The following is a 23429-nucleotide window of genomic DNA, read 5'->3' on the forward strand; positions in this document are numbered from 1 at the left end:
ATGAACAAGAAATGGGCGGTTAAGCGAATGACCATCAACCTGGCATCAAATGAAGCCAAGAACCTGGAAAAATATTGTGAACAGACAGGCCGACCAGCAACTGATGTCATCAGAGAGCTGATTCGAGCATTGTCTATAAATCAGCAAGAGTAGATTGGCTTGATTTCACTTTCTGGGTAACCTTCTACTTTAGCTATGATCTGAATAGCACTAAGAAAAGGGCAAATCCTGAAGATAATTGCTTTTTAGGTGTAATCAACGAAGTATAGTGAGGATTTTACTTACCATATCTCCACATATTTCTTAGTTTTCTTTGGTCTATAACCTACACCTAGTCCTGACAAGATTTGTATCTTAACTTTGTGCTATTCATCTCTTGTAATGCGTTCATTTGTACTATAGATGAAACTCCAAAAAACTAACTTACTTAATTTTTAGGCGATCGCCTTTAAGGTACATTATTCAACAAAATTATCAAAAATAGAGGAAATATTCAAAAATAAAGGAATAATTTAATTGTCTTGAGATCCAAACTCAACGCTGAGTAGCTTACCCCAGGGAATAAAGTGGATAGACTGAATCCATAATTTAGTGGTCTAGATTAGTAGAGGCTTTCAGTTTTTGAATTAGTAAATCGAGTCTTTGCGTTGAAAGGGCTGTTCTTCTAGACGCTAACTGTTAATGCTCAGTCTCAAAACTTAAGTCAAGGTTAAGCCTTGAATGAGTTCCAGGATCATATCCATCGCCAATAATCGTCTGTATTGGGGGGAAGCTATTTTTCCATCAGTCTTTTATGGACGCACAGAAGAGCTTACCACCTTAAAGCAATGGATTCTCGATGATCAATGCCGATTGGTAGCACTATTGGGTATTGGAGGTATTGGAAAAACGTCATTGTCCGTAAAGCTGGCTGAACAGATTCAGGAAAACTTTGAGTATGTGATCTGGCGATCGCTACGAGAAGCCCCACCTATTAAAATTATTCTGGCTAATCTCATTCAGTTTCTATCAGACGAACAGGAAATAGAGAGCAACTTACCAGAAAGCTTCAGTGCTAGGATATCAAGACTACTTGAATATTTACAAAATCATCGTTGTCTACTGATACTTGATAATGCAGAGGCAATTCTTCGCAGTGGTAGTCGAGCCGGGGTTTATCGAGAAGGATATGAGGAATATGGTGAACTGTTAAGACGGGTAGGAGAAGCAACTCACCAAAGCTGCTTAGTGCTAACCAGTCGCGAAAAACCCAAAGAAGTAGCGTTACTGGAAGGAGAAACACTACCTGTGCGCTCCATCCCATTAAGTGGCTTAAAAGTTGCAGAAGGGCAAGAAATCTTAAAACTTAAAGGGATATCAGCCGCAGAAGGTGAATGGCAAGCGATGATTGAACGCTATGCAGGCAATCCCTTAGCCTTGAAGATAGTTGCCACTACTATTCAAGATATTTTTGATGGTAATGTAACTGAATTTTTACAACAAGATACAGCTGTTTTTGGTGATATTCGCGATATTTTAGAGCAACATTTTGAACGCTTGTCAGATTTAGAAAAGAATATTATGTACTGGCTAGCAATTAATCGTGAGTCGGTTACATTCGCAGAATTGCGAGAAGATATTGTTTCCCCAGTACCACATGCAAAATTACTAGAAGCTATAGAATCTTTAGGTAGGCGATCGCTAATCGAAAAAGCTACACCTACCCTAGTTGAGAACAATACAGCAACTTTCACTCTCCAACCTGTAGTCATGGAGTATATGACTCAGGTATTAATAGAGCGCGTCTGTGAAGAAATTGTCACTGACAATATTCAGCTTTTTAGGTGTCACGCGCTGATTAAGGCTAATGCTAAAGACTACATCAGAGAAGTGCAAGTTCGCCTCATACTCAAACCAGTTATTGATGGCTTGCTCACTAAATTAAGAAGTAAAAAAAGCATTGAAAAGAGATTAAACAAAATTTTAGTCAAGCTACGCGAAGAATCGCCACAAGAACCAGGATACACAGCTGGCAATGTTCTGAATTTGCTGTGTCAACTACAGACAGATTTAAGCGGTTATGATTTTTCTGAACTGACAGTTTGGCAAGCAGACTTACGAAATATGAAGTTGCACGATGTCAATTTTCACAATGCTGATCTAGCTAAGTCTGTTTTTGCTGAAACCTTTGGTGGTGTCTTGTCAATAGCCTTTAGTCCTAACGGCCAACTTTTGGCAATAGGCGATACTAATGGAGAGATTCGCTTATATCAGGTGGCGGATGGGAGACAAGTCCTTACCTGTCAGGGTCACAGTAATTGGATTCCGTCACTCGATTTTAGTCCTGATGGTAATATGCTGGCTAGCAGTAGTAGTGACCACACGGTGAAATTGTGGGATGCCAATACAGGTCAATGCCTAACAACCTTACAAGGGCATGAACATGAGGTGTGGGCCGTTGCATTTAGCCCAAATGGGAATACATTAGTTAGTGGCAGTAACGACCGTACCGTGAAACTATGGAGTGTTAGTACTGGTGAATGCCTCAAAACTTTTCAGGGACATACAAGTTGGGTAATTTGTGCAGTTTTCACTCTGGATGGTCAAACCCTGGTAAGTGGCGGTGATGACAACACAATTAGATTATGGGACGTCAGTACTGGTGAATGCCTGAGAATTTTACAGGGACATAGTGATGGTATACGATCAATAACTATCAGTCCTGACGGTCAGATAATAGCGAGTAGCAGTGATGACCAGACAGTGAAATTGTGGAACGCTGGAACTGGTGAATGCATTAAAACGTTACAGGGACATTATGCAGCTGTCTGGTCAGTTGCGTTTAGTCCTCAAGGCAATCTTATTGCTAGTGGTAGTCTCGACCAGACAGTAAAATTGTGGGATGTTAGTACTGGTCATTGTGTTAAAACCCTTGAGGGACATTCCGGTTGGGTCTTTTCTGTGGTCTTTGGTTTGCATGGGCATATTCTTGCCAGTGGTAGTGAAGACCAAACAGTAAAACTGTGGGATGTTATTACTGGTCAATGTCTTAAAACTTTCAGTGGATATACTAACCAGGTTTGGTCAGTCGCTTACAGTCCGGATGGGCAAACATTGGCAAGTGGTAGTCATGACCACATTATGAGGTTATGGCACCTTAATACAGGTCAAGTCTTGCAAACTTTTCAGGGACATAGTGCGGCGGTGCGATCAGTAACTTACAGCCCAAGTGGGCAAACATTGGCAAGTGGTAGTGACGATCAAACAGTGAAGTTGTGGGATGTCAATACAGGTCAGTCCTTGCAAACTCTCCAGGGGCATTCTGCGGTAGTCTGGTCAATTGCCTTTAGTCAGGATGGTCAAATGTTGGCAAGTGGCAGTGATGATCAAACAGTGAAGTTGTGGGATGTCAATACAGGTCAAGCCTTGCAAACTTTCCAGGGACATCGTGCTGCTGTCCAATCAGTTGCCTTCAACCCTCAAAGGAGGATACTGGCAAGCGGTGCTTGGGATCAAAAAGTTAAGTTGTGGGATATCAACACTGGTGAGTGTATAAGAACGTTAGAGGGACATACGAATTGGGTTTGGTCAATCGCTTTTAGTCCTAATGGTGAACTACTGGCAACTGCTAGTTATGATGGAAAAGTCAGGTTGTGGAATATTAGCACCGGTGAGTGTCTTCAAATTTTCGAGGTTTTTGCAAGTGGTATTGTCAAAGCAGTCATCTTTAGTCGGGATGGTAAGATTTTAGTAAGTAGCAGCCCTGATTACACAGTAAAATTATGGGATGTTGATACAGGTGAATGCAAAAAAATACTATACGGACATTCAGCTTGGATCTGGTCAATTGCTTTTAGCCCAGATAATCAAACTCTAGCTAGCAGTAGTGCTGATGAGACGATTAGACTTTGGGATATAAGTACAGGTGAGTGCTTAAAAGCTTTGAAAGCTAAAAAATTTTATCACGGAATGAATATCAGAGGAGTTACAGGTTTAACGGCCGCAACTATTACTACTCTCAAAGGGTTGGGGGCAATTGCTTAAGAGCAACAGCCTTGAAAAGCATATTGCTCACTCTATACGATAGGCGCAACACTCTGTCCCTTAAGAGCAGAGACATAGCGTTGACGCCAAATTTAGTTGCTATCAATTATGATGACAAACTAGAGGTAGGTGGAAACTAAAAATCAGCCATAGGAATATCACTTGGTAATCCTTTTGCGAATTCCTCAAACATGATTTTTTCCAAATCCAACTCTGTATCATCTAAGTTTTCTAGACTGATATCACTAAGGCTGCTAGCAGAATCATCGGGATTCAAGTGTTGTTGCTTAATAGGAGAATCAACAGTACTCAATAATTCCTGTGTGATAGTTGTGGTTTTTCTTTTTGCTGTGTTCATTATCTTCTGGTAATTTTTTGCTAGATTTTATAGTATTAGGGCTATCTTAAACAAGACACAGTGGGATGTTGAGTGAATGCCTCAGAATTTTATCACCGAGCCTCACTGTTAGTTCTTTGCCAGTTTTAATGGTTTTAGTGCATTTTGAATCTCCTCATCTGATATATAAGCTTCTTGGGGTGGGCTGAAGCGCAATAATGCAGCTTGATAACAAGCTTTTGCTATGCGATCGCGCTCCTCAATAGTAAGTCCTGCAATCATTTCCAGTGTTTCTTTGACATGTTCCCTTTCGGTAGAACTAACAGCACTGTGTATGCGTAAACAACGGGTAGCGTTGATCCCTGGTGGTAGTAGTGCTTCCACACTCTGAATATAACCCTCTCCTATACATATCCCCAGGCGTTCCGCCGTATAGGAATAGCCCACACAATCAACTGGATGTGAGTCCTGCACGCTTTGAGTGAAGTAATCCATCAAAGCCTTGGCGCTTGGAGGATATAACTCTTCCACAACTGCTTCAGCGTCATATCCCATTGACTGAATATCTCGTAGGGCGAGAAGGTCGTGACCTGCTTCTTCTCTGGCTTTCTGTGCAGCCCAATGTGCTAAACTCTGACGATTTGCTGAAGCAAAGCGCTCTCGCGCTGACTCCATCAATCGCGGCGTAGAGTGGCACAAATGGTAAAAAGCTGCCAGTCGCCATACCCAACGTGTAGGAGTCAAGGCTGGCGGTCTGCGCTCGGTCTTCGCTGCGTACCATGCAGATATTATTGCATTATTTAACAGCTTCCGGGTGTTAGTTAAGGTTTCTGTATCAATCATCTTTATGATCGCAGGAAACATCAATATTTGCAGATTCAGGTTGATCTAACCGAGTGCGATTGGCAGTTTTCATTACTACCTTGTCAGGCTCAACCTGTACTGATTCAGTATTAATGAAAAAGTCATTAGGCATAGCTCATTTTACACTTTTATTACTTTTAGTATCTTAATTACCACTTTTGGGGTCAAATTATTTATTAGTTACATCTTTCTTAACAAAGAAATAAACCTTTGGGGTATTTCTACATTATCTCCCCAGTGTAAATGAATATACGAGGCATGAAGATTTACTGGTAAACCCCATCCTTCATTTCCCATGTTTTCCTGACTATCGTAGCGATAAGTCGCAAACAAGGGCTGATGAGGATTTGAGGTTAAATGGGAACGATGAAACTCATGCCCATAAATATTTATCCCTGTTTGTCCTAACAGACTATTCTGTAAGGCTACGGCGCGACGATAACCCAAAGTTAAACTTTTACCCATGACAGCCGATGTGGGTAATACTCCCACCATTGGCCAAGATTGATGATCAAAATCAATAATTTGCTCACACAAATACATTAAGCCGCCACATTCGGCAATTGTGGGCATCCCCTCAAGAATAGCTGTTTTCACTGCCTCACGAGCGCCAGTGTTGGCTGTAAGTTTCTGGGCAAAAACTTCTGGAAAACCACCACCGAAATACATCCCCTGCATACCAGGCGGTAGTTCAGCATCTTCTAAAGGACTCCAAAAGACTAATTCTGCACCCAAGTTTTGCAGTAAATCGAGATTGTCTTGGTAATAGAAATTAAATGCGCGATCGCGGGCGATAGCAATTTTTATGGGGGAGTTGGGAGTTGGGAGTTGGGAGTGGGGGGATGAATGTGAAAATTTCTCTGTGTCCCCTTGTCCCCTTGTCCCCTTGTCCTCACTTTTCAATAGGGGTAATAACTTTTGCCAGTCGAAGCAGGTATCGCCTAAATCAGCTAGGCAATTAATTACAGCATCTAATTCAGGTAGTTCGGCTGTGGGTACTAAACCCAAGTGGCGATCGGGTATTGTGATGTTATCTTGACGACGTAGTACACCAAGAATTGGTAATTGCAAGGATTTTAGGGAATTTTTGAGGAGGGATAAGTGGCGATCGCTTCCCACTCTATTTAATATCAACCCAGCAATTTTAATTCTCGCATCAAAAGAACAATAACCATGTGCGATCGCAGCTACAGAACCAGATAAGCGGCTACAATCAATTACCAACACCACAGGCACATCTAATAGCCGCGCAATGTGTGCCGTACTAGCAAAATCCGTGGCTTGAGAATCTTCTTCCCGACTACCCACGCCATCAAATAGCCCCATTACGCCTTCTACTAGGGCATATTCACTTGCTTGGCTATGTTGGGCAAAACATTGTTGAACATAAGCTTCAGAAGTTAGCACCGGATCTAAATTTCGACAAGCACGATTAGTTACGTGTTGATGAAACATCGGATCAATGTAATCAGGGCCAACCTTAAAAGATTGCACTATGCCACCACGACGGCGTAAAGATGCTAGCAGGGTGAGCGTGACTGTTGTCTTGCCCACCCCACTACGTTCTCCAGCAATAATTAAAGCCATATGCTTGGGGTAATTGGTAGTTAGGAATGTGGATTTAATAAAATACAGAACCTCACCCCCAACCCCTCTCCTTACCAAGGAGAGGGGAGACTTTGACGCAAGTCAAAGGCGGGGTGAGGTCAAAAACTAGACTTGCATGTTATTTAATTCCTGTTCCTTAGGCATTGGTAATTATCCCATTCCCCAAGCAATATGTCAGTGAAAAGTCATTCTCCCGATTTGAGAATCTTGGCGATGATCCCCAAACTTTCTTCAAACATGGATTCTCGTCCCCAGCGTTGCACCTGCTGACTCAGCAAGGCTTCGGCTTTTTGTTCTGAAAGTGAACTCACCTGTTGGAATAAACCAGCAGATTGGGCGCCACCGTGGGTTTCCATCCGCATACAACCGCCAGTTTCCGAGCAGATGACTGTACCACAGTCTGCTTGCGGATTTGTGGAGCTAAGGCGTAGGGCAATTAAGTCACCGCCTACTTCACCCACATCAGCCACAGGAACTCCGGCTAACTCGGCTTCTACGTGTCGCTGGTCTTGGGTAACAAAGCGAATTTGGGTGATTTCGTAATCTCCATTTTCCCGTTTATAGGAAACTGGTAACCATTCTAATCGACTCGCCAGCCAACCCAAAAACAGCAATGCTTGGGTAGTGTTGCCTTTTTCATAATCAATGGTCACGCGGTCAATTTCTTTGATAGCTGCGCGACGATGGGGTGAGTCGTAAGCTTGGGCTGTCAATTCCTGCCATGCAGCCAAACGACGCCAGTTCAAGTCAGCTAAGGGGATACCAGTTTCTACCAATTCTTGGAGACTGAGTAAATCGCTTTCTGGCTCGTTAAAGTTACACGAATCAACAATGACATTATTGCAGACTGCCGCCAACCGCTTAAATAAAGCATTATTGGGGTCTGGTGTCGCCTTCCACCACAGAAACTTGGGTAAACCACCAATTAATAATGCCGGAATCATTCCTCCCACCCGTTCTAAGGCGGCTGCGGTTCCACTCAGAGTGATATATTCACAGCAAATGAGTGTACTGGAAGATTGCTTTTGAATGGGACAATAAGCAGAAACTTGGGCTTTTACCCCTTCATCTTCGCCAGCAATGGGAAATAGAGCAATAATCCGGCAGGGATTGCGGAGGGCAATTTCATCGGCAATGGTGGGGCTGTTGGGACTGAAGTTATAAGTAACATTTTCTGATCCCTGACGTTTGGCGAATTCTTCCCGCAATATAGCCAGTGTTTCCGGTGTGGCTGTGCCAGTTTCCGACAGTCCATGTTTTACTTGTACTTGCCGTAGAGCCGCGCCCATTTGTGGCCCTAAAATTCCATCAATGGGGCCATTATAAAATCCTAAAGCAGCTAACAAGTACTGGGTTTCTTCTGGTTCATAAACCACCAAAGTAAATGTTGTGGCTCTAGTAGCAGCAGGAAGTCCACCATCTGCACCAGTAAGGCCGTAACTTTGCCAAATTTGATTCAGTTCCGCTTCTATTTCGTTGAGCGAAATATCCTTGGGTGCCTGAAGTGAGAAAATTGTAGGAGCTTGGGAAATCATAGTAGTTTTGAGTTGTCAGTTGAGTAATGACCCTTTTCTACAGTCTGCGCCAGCGACGACCATCTTGATTGATCAATAATTCTGCTTCGGCTGGTTCCCAAGTACCGGCTTCGTATTTGGGAATTGTGGTTGGATCTGCGGGTGTATCCCAAACAGAAAGCGCTGGGGTGACTACCTGCCAAGCTGCTTCTACTTCATCTGCTCTGGTGAACAATGTTTGATCACCCATCATACAATCAAGGAACAGGCGATCGTAGGCATCAGATGTTGCTTGAATGCCAAATGAGCCATAACTAAAGTCCATGTCCACAGAACGGGTGCGGAATTCGGCTCCTGGCATTTTCACATCAAAACGTAAGGAAATTCCTTCATTGGGTTGAATCCGCATGGCCAAAACATTGGCATTTCTCTGTTGCGAGGCGGATTGAAACATCCGAGAAGGAACATCACGGAAGTGAATGGAAATTTCACTGACTTTTTTCGGCATTCGTTTGCCTGTACGCAGATAGAAGGGTACACCCTGCCAGCGCCAGTTATCTACCTGGAACTTCATGGCTACATAAGTGGGTGTACTAGAATTGGCATCAACACCTGGTTCTTCGTGATACCCTGGCACTTGTTGACCTTTCATCCAGCCAGCACTATACTGACCACGGACTGCTGAACGTGACAGATTACCAACATCAGCTAACCGAGTAGCTTGTAATACTTTCACTTTTTCTGTGCGGATACTGTCGGCATCCATAGCATTGGGTGCTTCCATTGCTGTGAGACAGTAAAGTTGCATCAAGTGGTTTTGCAACATATCCCGTAGTGCGCCGGCTTGTTCATAGTAGCCAGCCCTGTCTTCCACACCGACGGTTTCTGCCACAGTAATTTGTACGTGGTCAACAAATTGCCGATTCCACAATGGTTCAAAAATCGCGTTGGCGAAGCGAAATACCAGGAGATTTTGAACTGTTTCTTTACCTAAGTAGTGGTCAATGCGGTAAACTTGGTTTTCTTTGCAATATTTCTGCACCACTACGTTGAGACTTTGGGCAGAAGCTAAGTCCCGACCAAAGGGTTTTTCAATTACCAGACGATGTTTGTAAGGATCGTCTAGCATTCCTGCTCCCCCTAGCTGTCTGATGGCTTCAGGAAAGAAGTTAGGAGCCACGGAGAGGTAAAACATCCGGTTTCCCCGTGTGCCCCGTTTTTCATCTAATTCACTCAGAAGCTCTTTCAGTTTTTGGTAGCTCTCAGGTTTGTCTATATCCCCAGGACAATAAAACAGACCTTGAGAGAAGTCTTGCCAAAGTTCCCCTAATTCGACATCAGCATGAGCCTCTTCCATGCCCTTCTGCATTTGTTCGCGGAAGTAGTCATGGCTCCACTCTCGACGTGCTACGCCAACAATAGTAGTCTCTGGTGCAATGCGTCGTTCTCGCCGCAATTTGTAAAGTGCTGGTACTAGTTTGCGCCAGGTAAGGTCACCAGAAGCGCCAAAGATAACGATAATTTGGGGTTCAGGCATCCCTTGCTGTTGCAGACCAACGCGCAAGGGATTTTCTAGCAGACTAACCATAGAAGTTTTCAGTGGGGTGTTGAGTGGTGTGTGGAGTAGACGCAATAAATTACGTCTACAAAAGAGTTGTACCCTTTGGCAAGCTCAGGGTAAACGTTGAAGGGTTACACTGGTGACAATAACTTGACTTTGTTTTCTAAAGAGTTCATCAAGGACTCGAAGGGTTTGACGAACTTATCAATACCTTCAACTAACAGTTCGTCCATGACGACATTGATATCAATGTTAATGTCTGGATCTTTGAGGCTTTCTATCAGCTGGTAAGCTTGTTCCACGTCCGTTTCTACGCGGTCAGCGACATCGCAATGGTCAGCACAAGCTTTAATTGTTGCGGGTGGTAAGGTGTTAACGGTGTCGGGGCCAATTAACTCATCCACATACATGACATCGCTGTAGTCGGGGTCTTTGGTGCTGGTGCTAGCCCAAAGTAATCGTTGGACATTAGCCCCTTTTGCTGCTAAGGCTTGCCAGCGGTCGCTCTCAATAATCTTGTTATATTCTTGATAAGCAATCTTAGCGTTAGCGATCGCTACTTTGCCTTTGACATCTCGCAGTTTTGCTTCTAGGTTAATATCATCAACACCACGTTGCAACTTTTCATCGATTTTGGCATCAATGTTGCTGTCAATTCGACTGAGGAAGAAGCTAGCCACAGAAGCAATTTTACTAATGTCTTGACCTTGTGCCACCCGTTTTTCTAAGCCCCGAATATACGCCCAAGCTGTGTTAATGTAGCTTTCCACGGAAAACAGCAGTGTAATGTTAACATTGATACCTTCAGAGATGACCTGTTCTACTGCTGGTAACCCAGCTTCTGTACCAGGAATTTTAATCATCACATTTTCCCGCCCAATTTCTTGGAAATAGCGACGAGCTTCGTTGATGGTTGCTTGGGTATCATGGGCTATGGTTGGTGGTACTTCGATACTCACGTAACCATCCAGTGTATTCGAGGCTTCATATACAGGGCGCAGAATATCACAGGCATTACGGATATCTGCGAAAACTAGGGATTCGTAAATTTTGTATGTGGGTAAGCCAGCACGAACGCCTGCTTCGATGTCGGCATCATACATGGCATTGTCGGCGTTGACGCCTTGCGTCTTATCGCCAGATATCGCTTTCTCAAAGATGGCTGGGTTAGAGGTAATACCAGAGATACCCTGATTTTCTACCAGGTTTTTTAGTTCACCCGATTGAATAATGTCACGGTTCAAATTATCCATCCAGATACTTTGACCGTGTTGTTTAATTTCTAGTAGATGATTGGTAGCCATAGCTCTAGTTTTACTCCTTAATGCTCTTGTTAAGTGAAGTTAGCAAAATACATCAAATCTTGAAATAGATACAAGTGATTAGTTATCGATTGTCCGTAAATGGCTAATGATAACTGTTCACTGTCTACCGTTTTTTGATGGTTACTTTTGCATTTTGGCGTTGCCCATCACTTATCGCATCGGCCAGCTGAGGTAATCTTTGATTCACATTCAACCGGCGCTAGCCTGTATTCCCAATCCCCAATATTGATCATTACTGGCAGATGATAGCTTTATCTAGTGACCGTTTTGGATAAAAGACTCAACCTTTGCTACATCCTCTTTGCTACCAATAATTAGAGGTGTGCGCTGATGCAGTTTTTTCGGCACAACGTCCAAAACATCTACTAGTCCGGTGGTAGCGCGACCACCTGCTTGCTCAATTACCATAGCGAGGGGAGCAGATTCATACAGCAGGCGCAATTTTCCTTCTGGTTTCTGAATTGTACCTGGATAGAGAAACACCCCGCCTTGAACTAAAATCCGATGGATGTCACTCACCATAGCTCCACTGTAACGAGCGCTATAACCTTCAGTGCGATGAACGTAACGAATGTATTCTCGCATTGATTCTTCCCACTGCCAAAAGTTCCCTTCGTTAACGCTATAAACCGAACCGTGGTTAGGAATGCGGATATTTTCTTCTGTGAGGATAAACTCACCTAAACTGGGGTCAAGGGTAAACGAATGAACGCCATTACCTATAGTATAGACCAGCAGGGTGCTGGGCCCATAAAGGATGTAGCCGGCAGCGATTTGCTTGCGTCCGTTGGTGAGCAAGTCAGTGGCTTTACCATCGATATCATCACCTTCTTGTTGGCGAATTGCAAAAATTGAACCCAAACTGAGATTGGTATCGGTATTGGATGAGCCATCAATTGGGTCATACAGCAAGGTATAGCGACCAATAGGGCAGTTTTCCGGGATATAATAAGGTTCTTCCATTTCCTCGGAAGCTAGGCGACAAACTAAGCCACTTTGCTTAAACACCGAAATAAACACGTCATTGGCATAGACATCCATCTTTTTGACGGATTCCCCTTGCACATTCACATCCCCTGTAAATCCGAGAACACCTTCCATTAAACCAGCACGACTCAGGCGGCGAGCAACTAATTTACCAGCCAGAGCGATGCGATTCATTAACGTACTCAAGTCTTGTGCATCTGCGGAAAAACTTTTAAGTTGCTGGAGAACGTGACGAGATAAGGTTGTACAATCACGATCTAAAGCTTTATCTGTAGAGTCATTCATGGAAAATTCTAAGGATTGTGGTGCTTGAGTCATTTTGGCATTCTTCCTAGCGTACTGAGTGGGGTGATCAAGTCACCTTGAGCAACTTATGCTTGCTGCCTCTATCTTAGAAAGGTAAGTTGATAACTGAGATGTGATTTTAGATAAACTAAAGAAATGAATAAGAAATAATCACTTTATGTACTAGGGGACTGGCAACAGCTAGTTTGTTTTGACATTTTTTTAGTCCAGGGTAGTGTATATTTACTCACATCTAAATTAAAAACCCCGACCAGTTGTGAGCGGTTGGTAAAAGTCACAACTGACCGGAGAAAATTTTTATATATTGAATGTTGTTTCTAGTGGATTATGGCAAATTCAATATATTGCGTAAATAGAAAACAATTTACTATGACTGCCTTCAGTAATTATTAAAAATCCTGATTTTTTGCCCAACTACCTCGTCGGTTATCCTCCCGTGGTTTGGCTTTATTGACTCTCAGCTGACGACCCATCCATTCTGCCCCATCTAACTCAGTAATAGCGGCATCTTCTTGGGCATCTTCATTCATTTCAACAAATGCAAAGCCACGCATCCGTCCTGTTTCGCGGTCAGTAGGTAAGACGACTCTTTTGACTTCGCCGTAGTCAGCAAAGACAGCCTTTAAGTCTTCTTCAGTAGCGCGGTAGGAGAGGTTTCCAACGTAAATAGTCATGTGGGATCACGTTATTTTCAACAAAGAGCGATTAGTTCAGCTAGAGAACAGAATATAAACAAACTGCAAATCTTGCATAGTCTTGTCTGACTCACCTTTGGTAAATGTTGTATGACAGCGATCGCAATGCTGGCTTTGTCTGCAACTAAATAAACCATTCGGCTGAACTTACGCATACGCTCATATAATAACTGATTGTGTTATTTTTCAAAGTATGGGATTTTACAAACTCTCATAACATGAAATTAGCCATGCTTATATGTTTTAATTTATACGTTTTTTGATGTGAATATAAAAGACTTAAGATTTATTTTTAGTCATAGCTTTGGTTCACGGACACTTGCGTTGAGCAAAGTGTCCTTATCTGTGGTTCTTTCCCTACAAATACTTCCGCAGCAATAACCCCAACTTCTCTTTCGTCGCCACAGGTGCTTTCTCTAAATTCGTCAAAATTGCATATTGCAAAGCCGAATGTGCATCACTTATTGGGGGATTCTCACTCAACCGCCGGACAGTTTCTTGAATCACCTTTTGGGCATTAACTGCATTACGCTGTAAATTACCAATCACCATATCTACAGTTACACTATCGTGATCTGGATGCCAGCAATCATAATCGGTCACCAGCGCTAAAGTTGCATAGGCAATTTCTGCTTCTCTAGCTAACTTAGCCTCCGGTAAATTCGTCATTCCAATCACTGTGGCATTCCAACTACGATAAAGATGCGATTCCGCCTTAGTTGAAAATGCCGGGCCTTCCATGCATACATAAGTACCACCACGATGCAGAATCACATCTGGTAAATTTAGAGAAGCGATCGCATCTGCTAACACCCCAGCTAAATTATGACAAATCGGTTCACCAAAGGCAATGTGAGCCACAATTCCTTCACCAAAAAATGTCGAAACCCGATTTTTTGTTCTGTCAATAAATTGGTCTGGTACCACCATATCTAGTGGTTTTGCTTCTGCCTTTAAAGAACCAACAGCACTAGCTGAAATTAAATACTCTACACCCACTTGCTTCATGGCATAGATATTGGCACGAAACGGCAACTCAGAAGGTAACAAAGTATGGTTGCGACCATGACGCGCTAAAAAAGCTACCCGTGTTCCGGCTAATGTACCCAAAATCACAGCATCAGAAGGCGAACCGAAAGGCGTTTGAATTTGCACCTCTTCTACATCCTTAAGGTCTGCCATTTTGTATAGACCACTGCCACCAATAATGCCAATTCGAGCTAATGTCATTATCTTTCACCTTAAATAGTAAATTAGACTTATCTTTAAGCCCAAAGCAATTATCTGATTAAATCTGCTGTAAGATTGTCCCCATATTTGGTAGATAAAAATGAGCCAACTCAATACTTTAATTAGTACAAATGAGCAGGCTACGGGACGTTTTATATCTTAACTTTAATTTTAAAAATTAAATTATTTTTACCTTAGCAGCAGCTATATTTGCCTTTTTTCTTGCTTCTGCGACATGATCACCTTTAGCTAAAGCTACCCCCATACGTCGATAAGGATGGGCGCTAGGTTTACCAAACAGCTTGATGTCTACATCTTTTGTTGATAAAGCCTCAGCCACACCTGTAAACGCCACAGCATCTGATTTTTCCGCAGCCAAAATTACGGCACTAGCTGAAGCCCCAAACAGTTCTATATGGGGAATTGGTAAGCCTAAAATTGCTCTTAAGTGTAATTCAAATTCATTTAAGTTTTGAGAAATTAACGTTACCATCCCTGTATCATGAGGTCTGGGGGAAAGTTCCGAAAAAATGACTTCATCTTTAGTAATAAAAAATTCTACACCAAATATGCCGGCTCCTCCTAATGCATCAGTTACTTTTGTGGCTATTTCTTGAGCTTGGAAGATTTTTTCATCAGAAATGCCAGCGGGTTGCCAAGACTCTTGATAATCTCCTCTTTCTTGACGATGACCGATAGGAGAACAGAAAATTGTCGGTGCATTCCACTGTTTAATTGTTAATAAAGTAATCTCAATTTCAAAATTAATAAATTCCTCAACAATCACTTTTTGACTGTCACCGCGAGAATTAGCGATCGCATAATTCCAAGCTGTCTCAACTTCATCTGGTTCTTGGACAACAGACTGTCCTTTTCCCGATGATGACATCACTGGTTTAACTACATTGGGAAACCCAATTTCTTGAGAAATATTAATCAATTCTTCCAAAGTAGAAGCATAGCCATATTTAGCAGTTCTAATGCCTAATTTTTCATGAGCTAATTCTCTAATTCGGTCACGATTCATTGTATAATTAGTTGCAGCCGCTGTGGGAATAACTGTAATTCCTCGCTGTTCAAATTCCAGCAACTTTTCAGTTCTAATGGCTTCGATTTCAGGAATAATCAAATCAGGCTGATGCTTGGTGACAACTGCTTCTAAATCATCGGCACTCAGCATCGAAATAACTTCACAACAGTCGGCAACTTGCATGGCTGGAGCATTAGCATAGCGGTCAACGGCAATTACATAATTACCCAAACGTTGAGCAGCAATGACAAATTCTTTGCCTAGTTCTCCTGAACCCAGCAGCATCAATTTTTGGGGTAGTTTCATCGAATTATTCATGAATTTGTCTGGATAATCTTGGTTTTCAAAAGTTGATGATTTGATTAATTTTACTATCAAATGAAAATTTGAGGATGCATATAATTTATTTGCTCAATGGAGTTGATAAACCATCAATGCTCATAAGATTTTTTTGCTGTTGATATTCTTTAATTCCTTGTTCACCTTTTTTACTAGCCCAGTTTACTAGAGTTTGTCGTTGACCTTGATATTCATAAAGTGGTACACCAAGACCACAAGATGTTTGCACTCGTTCAATATCAGCAACAATAATTTGACGTGTTCCCGGTATTGGTGGAAATAATGAGTACAGGGAGTTCCAGTCAGGTGAAGTCGGCAAAATTGTACATCCCTGACCGTAGAGACGTAAAATACATGGTGGTTCCTGAAACGCACAAAACATCAAAGTTATCCGCCCATTTTCTTGCAGATGAGCGGAAGTTTCGTTACCACTGCCTGTAAGGTCCAGATAAGCTACCTTGTGGGGAGAGAGGATGCGAAAACATTCTAATCCTTTGGGAGATAGGTTAACATGACCAGCGGAACTCAGCGGTGCAGACCCAACAAAGAACATATTTTGGGCTGCTATAAAGTTTTGCAGTTCCTCGGTGATATAGTCAAAAACTTTAGCCATAAAAGGTTTAATATCTAGTTGCACTTAAAGATAGTAACTTAGCGTGGGGAGTCGGGGACAAGATGGAGATTTCTCCGCAGCAGATAAATAGCGAAGTCACCCGCCGTGCTGGTGTGGAATTGTTCGTGTTGCGTCTTGATTGTCTGCACCCATTGGTTAACGGTAACAAATGGTTCAAGCTGAAATACAATCTCTTGGAGGCTAAACAGCAAAATTTAACAACTCTACTCACCTTTGGTGGGGCTTATTCCAACCACATCTTTGCTACCGCAGCGGCTGCTAATCTTTTTGGTTTCCGTAGCATTGGGGTCATTCGCGGAGAGGAAAGATTACCACTTAACCCCACACTGAGTTTTGCTACAAAACAAGGTATGCAAATTGTATATCTCGACCGCTCAACTTACCGACAACGACACACTCAAGAATTACAAGCAGATTTGCGACAACGCTTTGGTGATGTGTTCATTATTCCTGAAGGTGGTAGCAACTTAAACGGTGTGCGCGGTTGCATGGAAATACTTAAGGATATCAATATATTTGATACTATTTGTTTAGCTTGTGGCACAGGCACTACATTAGCTGGTATCGCGCTTTCACAACATCAAGGACAACGAGTGATTGGTTTTCCTGTGTTAAAAAATGGGGCGTTTCTCGCCGAGGAAATCGATAGTTTAATCACAAATTATCTCGCCTCTGGGTTGCCAGTCTTAAATACTACTCCAGCAACTTGGGAACTCATGTGTGATTACCACTTTGGTGGTTATGCCAAGATAAATGATGAGTTACTGCATTTCTGCCAGCAATTTGAGGCGGCCCACGATGTACCTCTTGATTACGTATATACTGCAAAAATGTTTTATGGCGTGATGGATTTAATACAAAAAGGATTTTTTACTCAAGGCAATACTGACGGTAAGCTACGCTCACGTCTGCTGTTGATACACACAGGAGGCTTGCAGGGTAACGCTCTTAGATCAATCTCAGCAAAATAGTTGTAAAAAACCTGTGTTTAATTTACCTCAATTGAATCACAAAACTTGCTGTACTTCTTCAATTGTATTTGCAACAACAATGCTACGTAAAATGGCTTTCAACCGCTCAAAATCAGATATTTGGGTAATTTGTGGCATGAATTCTAATCCATCTCTGCCAAATTTCGCCTCTAAACTCATTTCGATATTAGATAACATGTTTTCTCGTCGTCCACGCTGTTCAATTTCCCGATACCAAGGAGATTCACGTAACACAGCCATATCCCACCTCATAATTTGTTGAACTAAGGCACTCTCTAACACAAAGGTAGCAAAAAAGGCCAAAACAGTCTCAAATTGATTTAACTGTTCATCCGCACGCAGCATTTGCAGTGCTTCTCGAATTGTTGACTCATCTTCTCCTCCTTTAAGTATTGGTACAAAGGGAAGCAAAGACGAAATTTCTTGTTGAAAAGCAATGTTTACATCAACTTCCCAAAGATTAATCACCCGATAATCTTGACGCGCTTGTAAACCTGCAAAATTTGACTCGAAGCATGTAGGTATTTCACTATCGCTGTCTTTCAGAATATTAATTAATACGGGATAAGTAGGTAACTTGTATTTTTCCCTGGCTAAAGCAGCATATACATTCATTCGAGAGGGCATTTCTGATTTATAGCGTATTTGTACTTCGTTCAGAACCAGAAATTTTCCATACTCAGGATTTTCGGCACGAATTAATACATCATTCTCCCGACTAATCCATTGAAACTCTGAGTCAAGGACTTCTTTAGCTATGGTATCGGGAATAGTTGTCACCCATTTCACCCATTTATCAGGGTCGAGACTAATTATTTTTTTAGTACTAATATCAGCAACTTTAGCCATCTCAAACTACTTTGATTGATACATTCTGTGACTATGCCAATTTGTCATTTTAAAATCACCTAAATCTCAAATATATATTTAAATCCCCCGCTACATCAAGCAATGAGCGGGGTAAAACATCAAATGGCTCGTTGCCGCATATATTGTCCGTTGAGTCCTTGTTTAATCCAACTCAAGCACTCATATTCAGAGTTGAATAATTTTGGTGCGGCAATATTATTCAATAATTCTGGGGGATAATGGTCGTAAAAATACTTCCCTCCTTCTTGATAGATGATAATCAAGTTATTGCCGTAGAGATATCGAGAGCGGAAACTATCCCCATGACTGACAAAATCTGAGTGTTGGTCAATATGCTCTTTGGCAATATCAACTATATTATCAATGCTACTGCCATAGATGCCTGCGGGATTTGCAGCCTTGTGAAATTTGCTTTTACGCCCAATTTCTGACAAGAGTTTGTACGAATAAATTTCGTAATTATCCACTTTGCCAAACACAAATGGAATGATGAGATATCCTTGGTATGAAACTGAATTTTCATAAAGAAGACGACTCATCTTAACCTCCTTTGGTGTAAATAATTGAAAAAAAATTAATCGCCTCAATTACAACCCACATAAACAATTAGTACATTGCTTTTAGCTATATGTAGGCTTTGTATATACCCCTTTTATATTTTATGAAATAGGGGTATCACCCCTTTTTTAGAGAGGATAAAGTTGTATTGAGTTTGATGAAAAATGCATGGTTAATAACCATTATCACCCTTTTTGAAATCAGTTAATCACTAATTTCCCAGATGAATCTATATAGGATGAAAAATCTTGAGAATGCTTACCATAAACTGAGTTGATTGGGCGGATGCTCAAGATTATTCCACGGTAAAAGGGGAACAGCTACATTATTTTGCTCTAATAGCTGTTGGAAGTAACGCGCAGTACCAGGCGATCGCTCTTCTAAAGGACAATGAACAAAGAAATAAATGCGTGTTCCTGTTTGTAACCATTGTTGAATGTGTTGCACCCACTCTTCCATAAACGGCTGATTCTCTGACAAAGTGGGATGAGATATAAAGCGAATCAAGCAAAAAGGTGCTGTCACACTCAATTGCAACGGTAATTTTGGTTTACGTCTTTGGGAGTTTAACTGGGGGTCGTCTTCTCCAGTGTAGATCGGGCGCGAGTCTAATAGCACTCTGCCTACACCCAGTTTTGCTAAAATTTCGGCCAAATTACTTTTATACGGTTCTATAAACCAGTTACAATGTCGCACTTCCACGGCTAATGGTGCTTCTGTACGTGGCCAAGCTTCTAGAAAGCTAGTCAAGTCATCAATTAAGGCTGGGCTATAACTAGGCGGTAATTGGGCAAACATTGGGCCCAGATGCTTATCTAAAGGGCGCATTTGCTCCAAAAACGCTAAAGCTTCAGGTATAGCAGGTTGAAGTAAACCTTTGTGGGTAATGTCTCGTGGTAACTTGAGGCAAAATTCAAAACCCGGCGGCGTTTCGCTCGCCCAACGGGCTACGGTTTCCTGGTTAGGCACAGCATAGAAGGTGGTGTTACCTTCTACTGTAGTGAAGCGACGGCTATAAAGATGCAGAAATTCGGTAGCGCGAGTCCCTTGAGGATAAAGTTCACCCACCCAACCTTTATATGCCCAAACTGCACAACCAATAAAAAAATTCACAAGCTTTTCCGAAAGTTTGACTGGAAATTCAAGGTACTCTAATTAATTGTAAAGGCAGGTTTTGATACTCTCACCACTAAAGCTTGACTTATACTTGCTCCTTTGCAGATAGTTTTCAGTAACATTACTGCTCACAGTTATCACTATGTCTCAACCAACTATAGAATCAATCCTACAAGAGAATCGCCTATTTCCTCCCTCCACTCAATTCTCCGAAAATGCCCACATCAAGTCTTTGGCAGATTATCAGCGTCTCTACGATCAAGCCCAAGCCGATCCGCAACAATTTTGGGCTGATTTGGCGACATCCGAATTATCATGGTTCCAAAAATGGGATACAGTCCTCGATTGGCAACCACCTTTTGCGAAGTGGTTTGTCGGCGGTAAAATTAACATTTCTTATAATTGCTTAGATCGACATCTCACTACTTGGCATAAAAATAAAGCAGCATTAATTTGGGAAGGTGAACCAGGAGATTCCCGCACCCTCACTTATGCCCAACTGCATCGAGAAGTTTGTCAGTTTGCCAATGTGTTGAAGCAACTGGGAGCGAAAAAAGGCGATCGCATCGGTATTTATATGCCGATGATTCCCGAAGCGGCCATTGCGATGTTAGCCTGTGCGAGAATTGGCGCACCTCATAGTGTGGTATTTGGTGGTTTTAGTGCCGAAGCTTTACGCGATCGCTTGAATGATGCGGAAGCTAAATTGGTAATTACAGCTGATGGTGGTTGGCGCAAAGATGCGATCGTTCCTCTGAAGGTGCAGGTAGACAACGCCTTAGCAGATAACGCTGTCCCCAGTGTCACAAATGTTCTTGTGGTGCAACGCACCTGTCAAGAAACTCACATGGAGCCAGGACGTGACCATTGGTGGCATGATTTACAAAAAGATGTATCGGCAGATTGCCCAGCCGAACCGATGGACAGTGAAGATATGCTGTTTGTACTTTACACTTCTGGTAGTACAGGCAAACCGAAGGGTGTAGTGCATACCACTGGTGGTTATAACTTATATACCCACATGACCACCAAATGGATTTTTGATTTACAAGATACTGATGTATATTGGTGTACTGCTGATGTCGGTTGGATTACTGGACATAGTTATATAGTTTATGGGCCCCTTTCCAACGGTGCAACAACTTTAATGTACGAAGGTGCGCCCCGTAGTTCTAATCCTGGTTGCTTCTGGGATGTAATTGAAAAATACGGCGTGACGATTTTTTATACAGCACCGACAGCTATTCGAGCCTTTATCAAGATGGGCGAACACCATCCTAAATCCCGCAATTTATCTTCTCTACGCTTGTTGGGAACCGTTGGCGAACCCATTAACCCCGAAGCTTGGATGTGGTATCACAAAGTCATTGGCGGTGAACGTTGCCCAATTGTCGATACTTGGTGGCAAACAGAAACCGGCGGGATTATGATTACAGCACTACCGGGAGCCATTCCCACCAAACCCGGTTCAGCAACTCTTCCCTTCCCTGGTATTCTTGCAGATATTGTTGATTTGAATGGTAATACTGTACCCAACAACGAAGGCGGTTATCTGGCAGTGCGTTATCCTTGGCCGGGAATGATGCGGACAGTATACGGCGATCCTGATCGCTTCCGGCGCACATATTGGGAACACATTCCCCCCAAAGATGGTAACTACACCTATTTTGCTGGTGATGGTGCGAGACAAGATAAAGATGGTTACTTTTGGGTTATGGGTCGTGTAGATGATGTATTAAATGTATCAGGTCATCGCCTGGGAACTATGGAAGTAGAATCAGCCTTAGTTTCTCACCCAGCCGTGGCAGAGGCTGCGGTAGTAGGTAAGCCGGATGAACTTAAAGGTGAAGACGTAGTTGCATTTGTGACCTTAGAAGGCACGTATCAACCCAGTGAAGAATTGAGTAAAGAACTCAAACAGCACGTCGTCAAAGAAATTGGGGCGATCGCTCGTCCAGGTGAAATTAAGTTTACAGATGCTTTACCCAAAACGCGATCGGGTAAAATCATGCGTCGCTTATTACGGAATCTAGCATCGGGGCAAGAGGTATCAGGTGATACATCAACATTAGAAGACCGCAGCGTTTTAGATAAGTTGCGAGAAGGCGCTTAGAAGAGGCAGAGAGAGGGGTGCAGGGTGCAGGCTTCGCCGTGAGCGTAGCTTCCCGAAGGGTACGGGTGCAGGGGGGAAAGACTTTGCATATTACATAATTTTTGTTCTTTTCTTTCCAGTACTCAGTATCCATTACCCCTTATTCCCAGAGGGGCCTCCGAGTTCCCCAGTCCCGATAAATTGAGGTATTAAAAATGATGAAATTTCCTACTCTTGGTTGTGTAATAGTGAGTTTTATAACGACAATTGCTATGTCACCAGTTTTAGCGATTACTCGAGAAGTTACACAGTTCACTTCACCTGAACCTGTCAACAGCCGAGTACAAAAAGTAGCACAGTTTGGCGGTAGTACACCAGAACAAGAGCGATCGCAACTTTTACAACAAGCCAATACTTTATCAAATCAGGGTGATTTCGCTGGTGCAGAAGCACAATTACGCGAATTGATTAAAAAATATCCCAGATACTCCTTTGGACACTTTGAATTAGGCAATGTACTATCTCAACAAGATAAAACAGAAGATGCTATAAAATCTTACCAAGAAGCTATTCGCCTCAATTCAAATCATGCTCTAGCTTACAACGGAATTGGTCTGCTTTATGCCAAACAAAATCGCTGGGAAGAAGCTATTACCGAATACGAAAAAGCTTTAAATATTAATCCTAACTATGGTGATGCACTGGCTAATTTGGCACTGGCATTATTACAAACAAATCAACGCAATGAAGCCATAGCTTCTCTAGAAAAAGCTTTAGATGTCTTTAAATCACAAAATCGCAATCAAAGAGTTTATCAAATTGAACAAATTTTACAGCAGATCCAAAATTTAGATGATCCTGGAATCTCATAAGGATTACCCTTTTTTCTATCCTCTAGCCCCTAACCTCTATTTATCAATTTCAATCAGCTTTTGCCTAGAGGATAAACCAGATTTAATTCTGATGTAAGATTTAGGCACATCAAATTTCTGAGCTAGTAATTTAATTAGCTCTGCATTAGCTTTACCATCAATTGGTGGAGATTTTAAATGTACAATTAAACTACCGTCTGTTTGTTCTTCTATTTTTTGTTGTTGGGAATTGGGTTTAACTTTTACTCTTTTTTGCATATCTTTTTCTTACAATATCTTCTACATGTTAAAAGCGTCTCAATCAGATTGGAAACAATTAATTTTAATATATAGGAATCGAGTTTGATTTCTGAAAAAAATACGTAGTAGCGCGTCTAGTACACTATTTTAACGTGAGTTCGACGGATCTAAAAAACCCCGCTTCCATTCCTCTCCCCTGCAAGGAGGAGCCACTGCGTTGGGCGGCTTTGCCGACT

The 23429-nt window shown here is 42.2% G+C and carries 21 protein-coding genes; 5 read left to right on the plus strand and 16 right to left on the minus strand.

Annotation, left to right across the window (positions count from 1 at the left end):
- Together ACM0OT_RS00555 and ACM0OT_RS00560 are read left to right on the plus strand one after the other, a co-directional pair.
- Positions 1-153 carry a CopG family transcriptional regulator gene (locus ACM0OT_RS00555; RefSeq protein WP_414544753.1) on the plus strand — a complete coding sequence of 51 codons (153 nt, stop codon included), beginning with the start codon at positions 1-3 and terminating at the stop codon, positions 151-153.
- Positions 154-720: 567 nt separating this feature from the next.
- Entirely contained in the window at positions 721-4023 is a 3303-nt protein-coding gene (locus ACM0OT_RS00560) for an NB-ARC domain-containing protein (protein WP_414561815.1), read from the plus strand.
- 136 nt (positions 4024-4159) lie between these two features.
- Here ACM0OT_RS00560 and ACM0OT_RS00565 read toward each other — a convergent pair whose 3' ends face one another.
- The 12 genes from ACM0OT_RS00565 to ACM0OT_RS00620 all read right to left on the minus strand — a co-directional run bounded on the left by ACM0OT_RS00565 (position 4160) and on the right by ACM0OT_RS00620 (position 16432).
- Positions 4160-4381, minus strand: a complete 222-nt coding sequence (locus ACM0OT_RS00565; protein WP_414561817.1) for a hypothetical protein — start codon at positions 4379-4381, stop codon at positions 4160-4162.
- A 108-nt stretch (positions 4382-4489) separates the two neighbouring features.
- Positions 4490-5203: a hypothetical protein gene (locus ACM0OT_RS00570; protein WP_414561819.1), complete on the minus strand. Its 714-nt coding sequence runs from the start codon at positions 5201-5203 to the stop codon at positions 4490-4492.
- Positions 5196-5336, minus strand: a complete 141-nt coding sequence (locus ACM0OT_RS00575) for a hypothetical protein (protein ID WP_414561821.1) — start codon at positions 5334-5336, stop codon at positions 5196-5198. Before ACM0OT_RS00575 ends, ACM0OT_RS00570 begins: the two co-directional genes overlap by 8 nt.
- Before the next feature lie 68 nt (positions 5337-5404).
- On the minus strand, positions 5405-6811 hold the full coding sequence (locus tag ACM0OT_RS00580) for a cobyrinate a,c-diamide synthase (RefSeq protein WP_414561823.1): 1407 nt from the start codon (positions 6809-6811) through the stop codon (positions 5405-5407).
- Between the two features lie 206 nt (positions 6812-7017).
- Positions 7018-8367 (minus strand): glucose-6-phosphate dehydrogenase assembly protein OpcA, encoded by a 1350-nt coding sequence (opcA, locus tag ACM0OT_RS00585; RefSeq protein WP_414561824.1) that lies wholly within the window; start codon positions 8365-8367, stop codon positions 7018-7020.
- A 37-nt stretch (positions 8368-8404) separates the two neighbouring features.
- Entirely contained in the window at positions 8405-9934 is a 1530-nt protein-coding gene (zwf, locus tag ACM0OT_RS00590) for a glucose-6-phosphate dehydrogenase (RefSeq protein ID WP_414544746.1), read from the minus strand.
- Between the two features lie 104 nt (positions 9935-10038).
- A complete protein-coding gene (gene tal / locus ACM0OT_RS00595; protein WP_414561826.1) occupies positions 10039-11211 on the minus strand; it encodes a transaldolase in 1173 nt (390 codons plus the stop codon).
- A gap of 276 nt (positions 11212-11487) precedes the next feature.
- Positions 11488-12537: a class 1 fructose-bisphosphatase gene (gene fbp, locus ACM0OT_RS00600; RefSeq protein WP_414561828.1), complete on the minus strand. Its 1050-nt coding sequence runs from the start codon at positions 12535-12537 to the stop codon at positions 11488-11490.
- Positions 12538-12914: 377 nt separating this feature from the next.
- Complete coding sequence (locus ACM0OT_RS00605; protein WP_414561829.1) at positions 12915-13199, minus strand: RNA recognition motif domain-containing protein; 285 nt, start codon at positions 13197-13199, stop codon at positions 12915-12917.
- Positions 13200-13577: 378 nt separating this feature from the next.
- Complete coding sequence (locus tag ACM0OT_RS00610; protein ID WP_414561831.1) at positions 13578-14450, minus strand: S-methyl-5'-thioadenosine phosphorylase; 873 nt, start codon at positions 14448-14450, stop codon at positions 13578-13580.
- 178 nt (positions 14451-14628) lie between these two features.
- A complete protein-coding gene (gene purT, locus ACM0OT_RS00615) occupies positions 14629-15798 on the minus strand; it encodes a formate-dependent phosphoribosylglycinamide formyltransferase (protein WP_414561833.1) in 1170 nt (389 codons plus the stop codon).
- Between the two features lie 85 nt (positions 15799-15883).
- The gene (locus tag ACM0OT_RS00620) at positions 15884-16432 is read right to left on the minus strand and encodes a pyridoxamine 5'-phosphate oxidase family protein (RefSeq protein WP_414561835.1); all 549 of its coding nucleotides are present in this window, start codon (positions 16430-16432) and stop codon (positions 15884-15886) included.
- A 62-nt stretch (positions 16433-16494) separates the two neighbouring features.
- Between ACM0OT_RS00620 and ACM0OT_RS00625 the strand changes: the two genes are divergently transcribed.
- On the plus strand, positions 16495-17424 hold the full coding sequence (locus tag ACM0OT_RS00625; RefSeq protein ID WP_414561836.1) for a 1-aminocyclopropane-1-carboxylate deaminase/D-cysteine desulfhydrase: 930 nt from the start codon (positions 16495-16497) through the stop codon (positions 17422-17424).
- 36 nt (positions 17425-17460) lie between these two features.
- On the opposite strand, the gene ACM0OT_RS00630 is transcribed toward ACM0OT_RS00625, so the two are convergent.
- From ACM0OT_RS00630 to ACM0OT_RS00640, 3 genes are all read right to left on the minus strand, one after another.
- Positions 17461-18294 carry an Rpn family recombination-promoting nuclease/putative transposase gene (locus ACM0OT_RS00630; protein ID WP_414561838.1) on the minus strand — a complete coding sequence of 278 codons (834 nt, stop codon included), beginning with the start codon at positions 18292-18294 and terminating at the stop codon, positions 17461-17463.
- Positions 18295-18413: 119 nt separating this feature from the next.
- Positions 18414-18854, minus strand: coding sequence for a hypothetical protein (locus tag ACM0OT_RS00635; protein ID WP_414561840.1), 441 nt, complete (start codon positions 18852-18854; stop codon positions 18414-18416).
- Between the two features lie 277 nt (positions 18855-19131).
- Complete coding sequence (locus ACM0OT_RS00640; protein ID WP_414561842.1) at positions 19132-19986, minus strand: DUF72 domain-containing protein; 855 nt, start codon at positions 19984-19986, stop codon at positions 19132-19134.
- A gap of 145 nt (positions 19987-20131) precedes the next feature.
- On the opposite strand from ACM0OT_RS00640, the gene acs reads away from it, so the two are divergent.
- Positions 20132-22102, plus strand: coding sequence for an acetate--CoA ligase (gene acs, locus ACM0OT_RS00645; RefSeq protein ID WP_414561844.1), 1971 nt, complete (start codon positions 20132-20134; stop codon positions 22100-22102).
- Positions 22103-22299: 197 nt separating this feature from the next.
- Positions 22300-22953 (plus strand): tetratricopeptide repeat protein, encoded by a 654-nt coding sequence (locus ACM0OT_RS00650; RefSeq protein ID WP_414562230.1) that lies wholly within the window; start codon positions 22300-22302, stop codon positions 22951-22953.
- Positions 22954-22989: 36 nt separating this feature from the next.
- Here the strand turns inward: ACM0OT_RS00650 and ACM0OT_RS00655 are convergent, their stop codons facing one another.
- Entirely contained in the window at positions 22990-23211 is a 222-nt protein-coding gene (locus tag ACM0OT_RS00655) for a DUF167 domain-containing protein (RefSeq protein ID WP_414561846.1), read from the minus strand.
- Between the last annotated feature and the right edge of the window lie 218 nt (positions 23212-23429).

Origin of the sequence: Anabaena sp. CCY 9613 (assembly GCF_963920895.1) — a bacterium.
Taxonomy (GTDB): Bacteria; Cyanobacteriota; Cyanobacteriia; order Cyanobacteriales; family Nostocaceae; genus Cyanocohniella.

What these genes read in the sequence shown, in the direction of transcription:
- ACM0OT_RS00560 (WP_414561815.1), top strand. Translation starts at nt 721, where the DNA reads ATGAGTTCCAGGATCATATCCATCGCCAATAATCGTCTGTATTGGGGG.
- ACM0OT_RS00630 (WP_414561838.1), bottom strand. Translation starts at nt 18,294, where the DNA reads ATGGCTAAAGTTGCTGATATTAGTACTAAAAAAATAATTAGTCTCGAC.
- acs (WP_414561844.1), top strand. Translation starts at nt 20,132, where the DNA reads ATGTCTCAACCAACTATAGAATCAATCCTACAAGAGAATCGCCTATTT.
- ACM0OT_RS00610 (WP_414561831.1), bottom strand. Translation starts at nt 14,450, where the DNA reads ATGACATTAGCTCGAATTGGCATTATTGGTGGCAGTGGTCTATACAAA.
- ACM0OT_RS00620 (WP_414561835.1), bottom strand. Translation starts at nt 16,432, where the DNA reads ATGGCTAAAGTTTTTGACTATATCACCGAGGAACTGCAAAACTTTATA.
- tal (WP_414561826.1), bottom strand. Translation starts at nt 11,211, where the DNA reads ATGGCTACCAATCATCTACTAGAAATTAAACAACACGGTCAAAGTATC.
- purT (WP_414561833.1), bottom strand. Translation starts at nt 15,798, where the DNA reads ATGAATAATTCGATGAAACTACCCCAAAAATTGATGCTGCTGGGTTCA.
- ACM0OT_RS00635 (WP_414561840.1), bottom strand. Translation starts at nt 18,854, where the DNA reads ATGAGTCGTCTTCTTTATGAAAATTCAGTTTCATACCAAGGATATCTC.
- ACM0OT_RS00580 (WP_414561823.1), bottom strand. Translation starts at nt 6,811, where the DNA reads ATGGCTTTAATTATTGCTGGAGAACGTAGTGGGGTGGGCAAGACAACA.
- ACM0OT_RS00565 (WP_414561817.1), bottom strand. Translation starts at nt 4,381, where the DNA reads ATGAACACAGCAAAAAGAAAAACCACAACTATCACACAGGAATTATTG.
- ACM0OT_RS00650 (WP_414562230.1), top strand. Translation starts at nt 22,300, where the DNA reads ATGAAATTTCCTACTCTTGGTTGTGTAATAGTGAGTTTTATAACGACA.
- ACM0OT_RS00605 (WP_414561829.1), bottom strand. Translation starts at nt 13,199, where the DNA reads ATGACTATTTACGTTGGAAACCTCTCCTACCGCGCTACTGAAGAAGAC.
- opcA (WP_414561824.1), bottom strand. Translation starts at nt 8,367, where the DNA reads ATGATTTCCCAAGCTCCTACAATTTTCTCACTTCAGGCACCCAAGGAT.
- ACM0OT_RS00625 (WP_414561836.1), top strand. Translation starts at nt 16,495, where the DNA reads ATGGAGATTTCTCCGCAGCAGATAAATAGCGAAGTCACCCGCCGTGCT.
- zwf (WP_414544746.1), bottom strand. Translation starts at nt 9,934, where the DNA reads ATGGTTAGTCTGCTAGAAAATCCCTTGCGCGTTGGTCTGCAACAGCAA.
- ACM0OT_RS00655 (WP_414561846.1), bottom strand. Translation starts at nt 23,211, where the DNA reads ATGCAAAAAAGAGTAAAAGTTAAACCCAATTCCCAACAACAAAAAATA.
- ACM0OT_RS00570 (WP_414561819.1), bottom strand. Translation starts at nt 5,203, where the DNA reads ATGATTGATACAGAAACCTTAACTAACACCCGGAAGCTGTTAAATAAT.
- ACM0OT_RS00575 (WP_414561821.1), bottom strand. Translation starts at nt 5,336, where the DNA reads ATGCCTAATGACTTTTTCATTAATACTGAATCAGTACAGGTTGAGCCT.
- fbp (WP_414561828.1), bottom strand. Translation starts at nt 12,537, where the DNA reads ATGACTCAAGCACCACAATCCTTAGAATTTTCCATGAATGACTCTACA.
- ACM0OT_RS00555 (WP_414544753.1), top strand. Translation starts at nt 1, where the DNA reads ATGAACAAGAAATGGGCGGTTAAGCGAATGACCATCAACCTGGCATCA.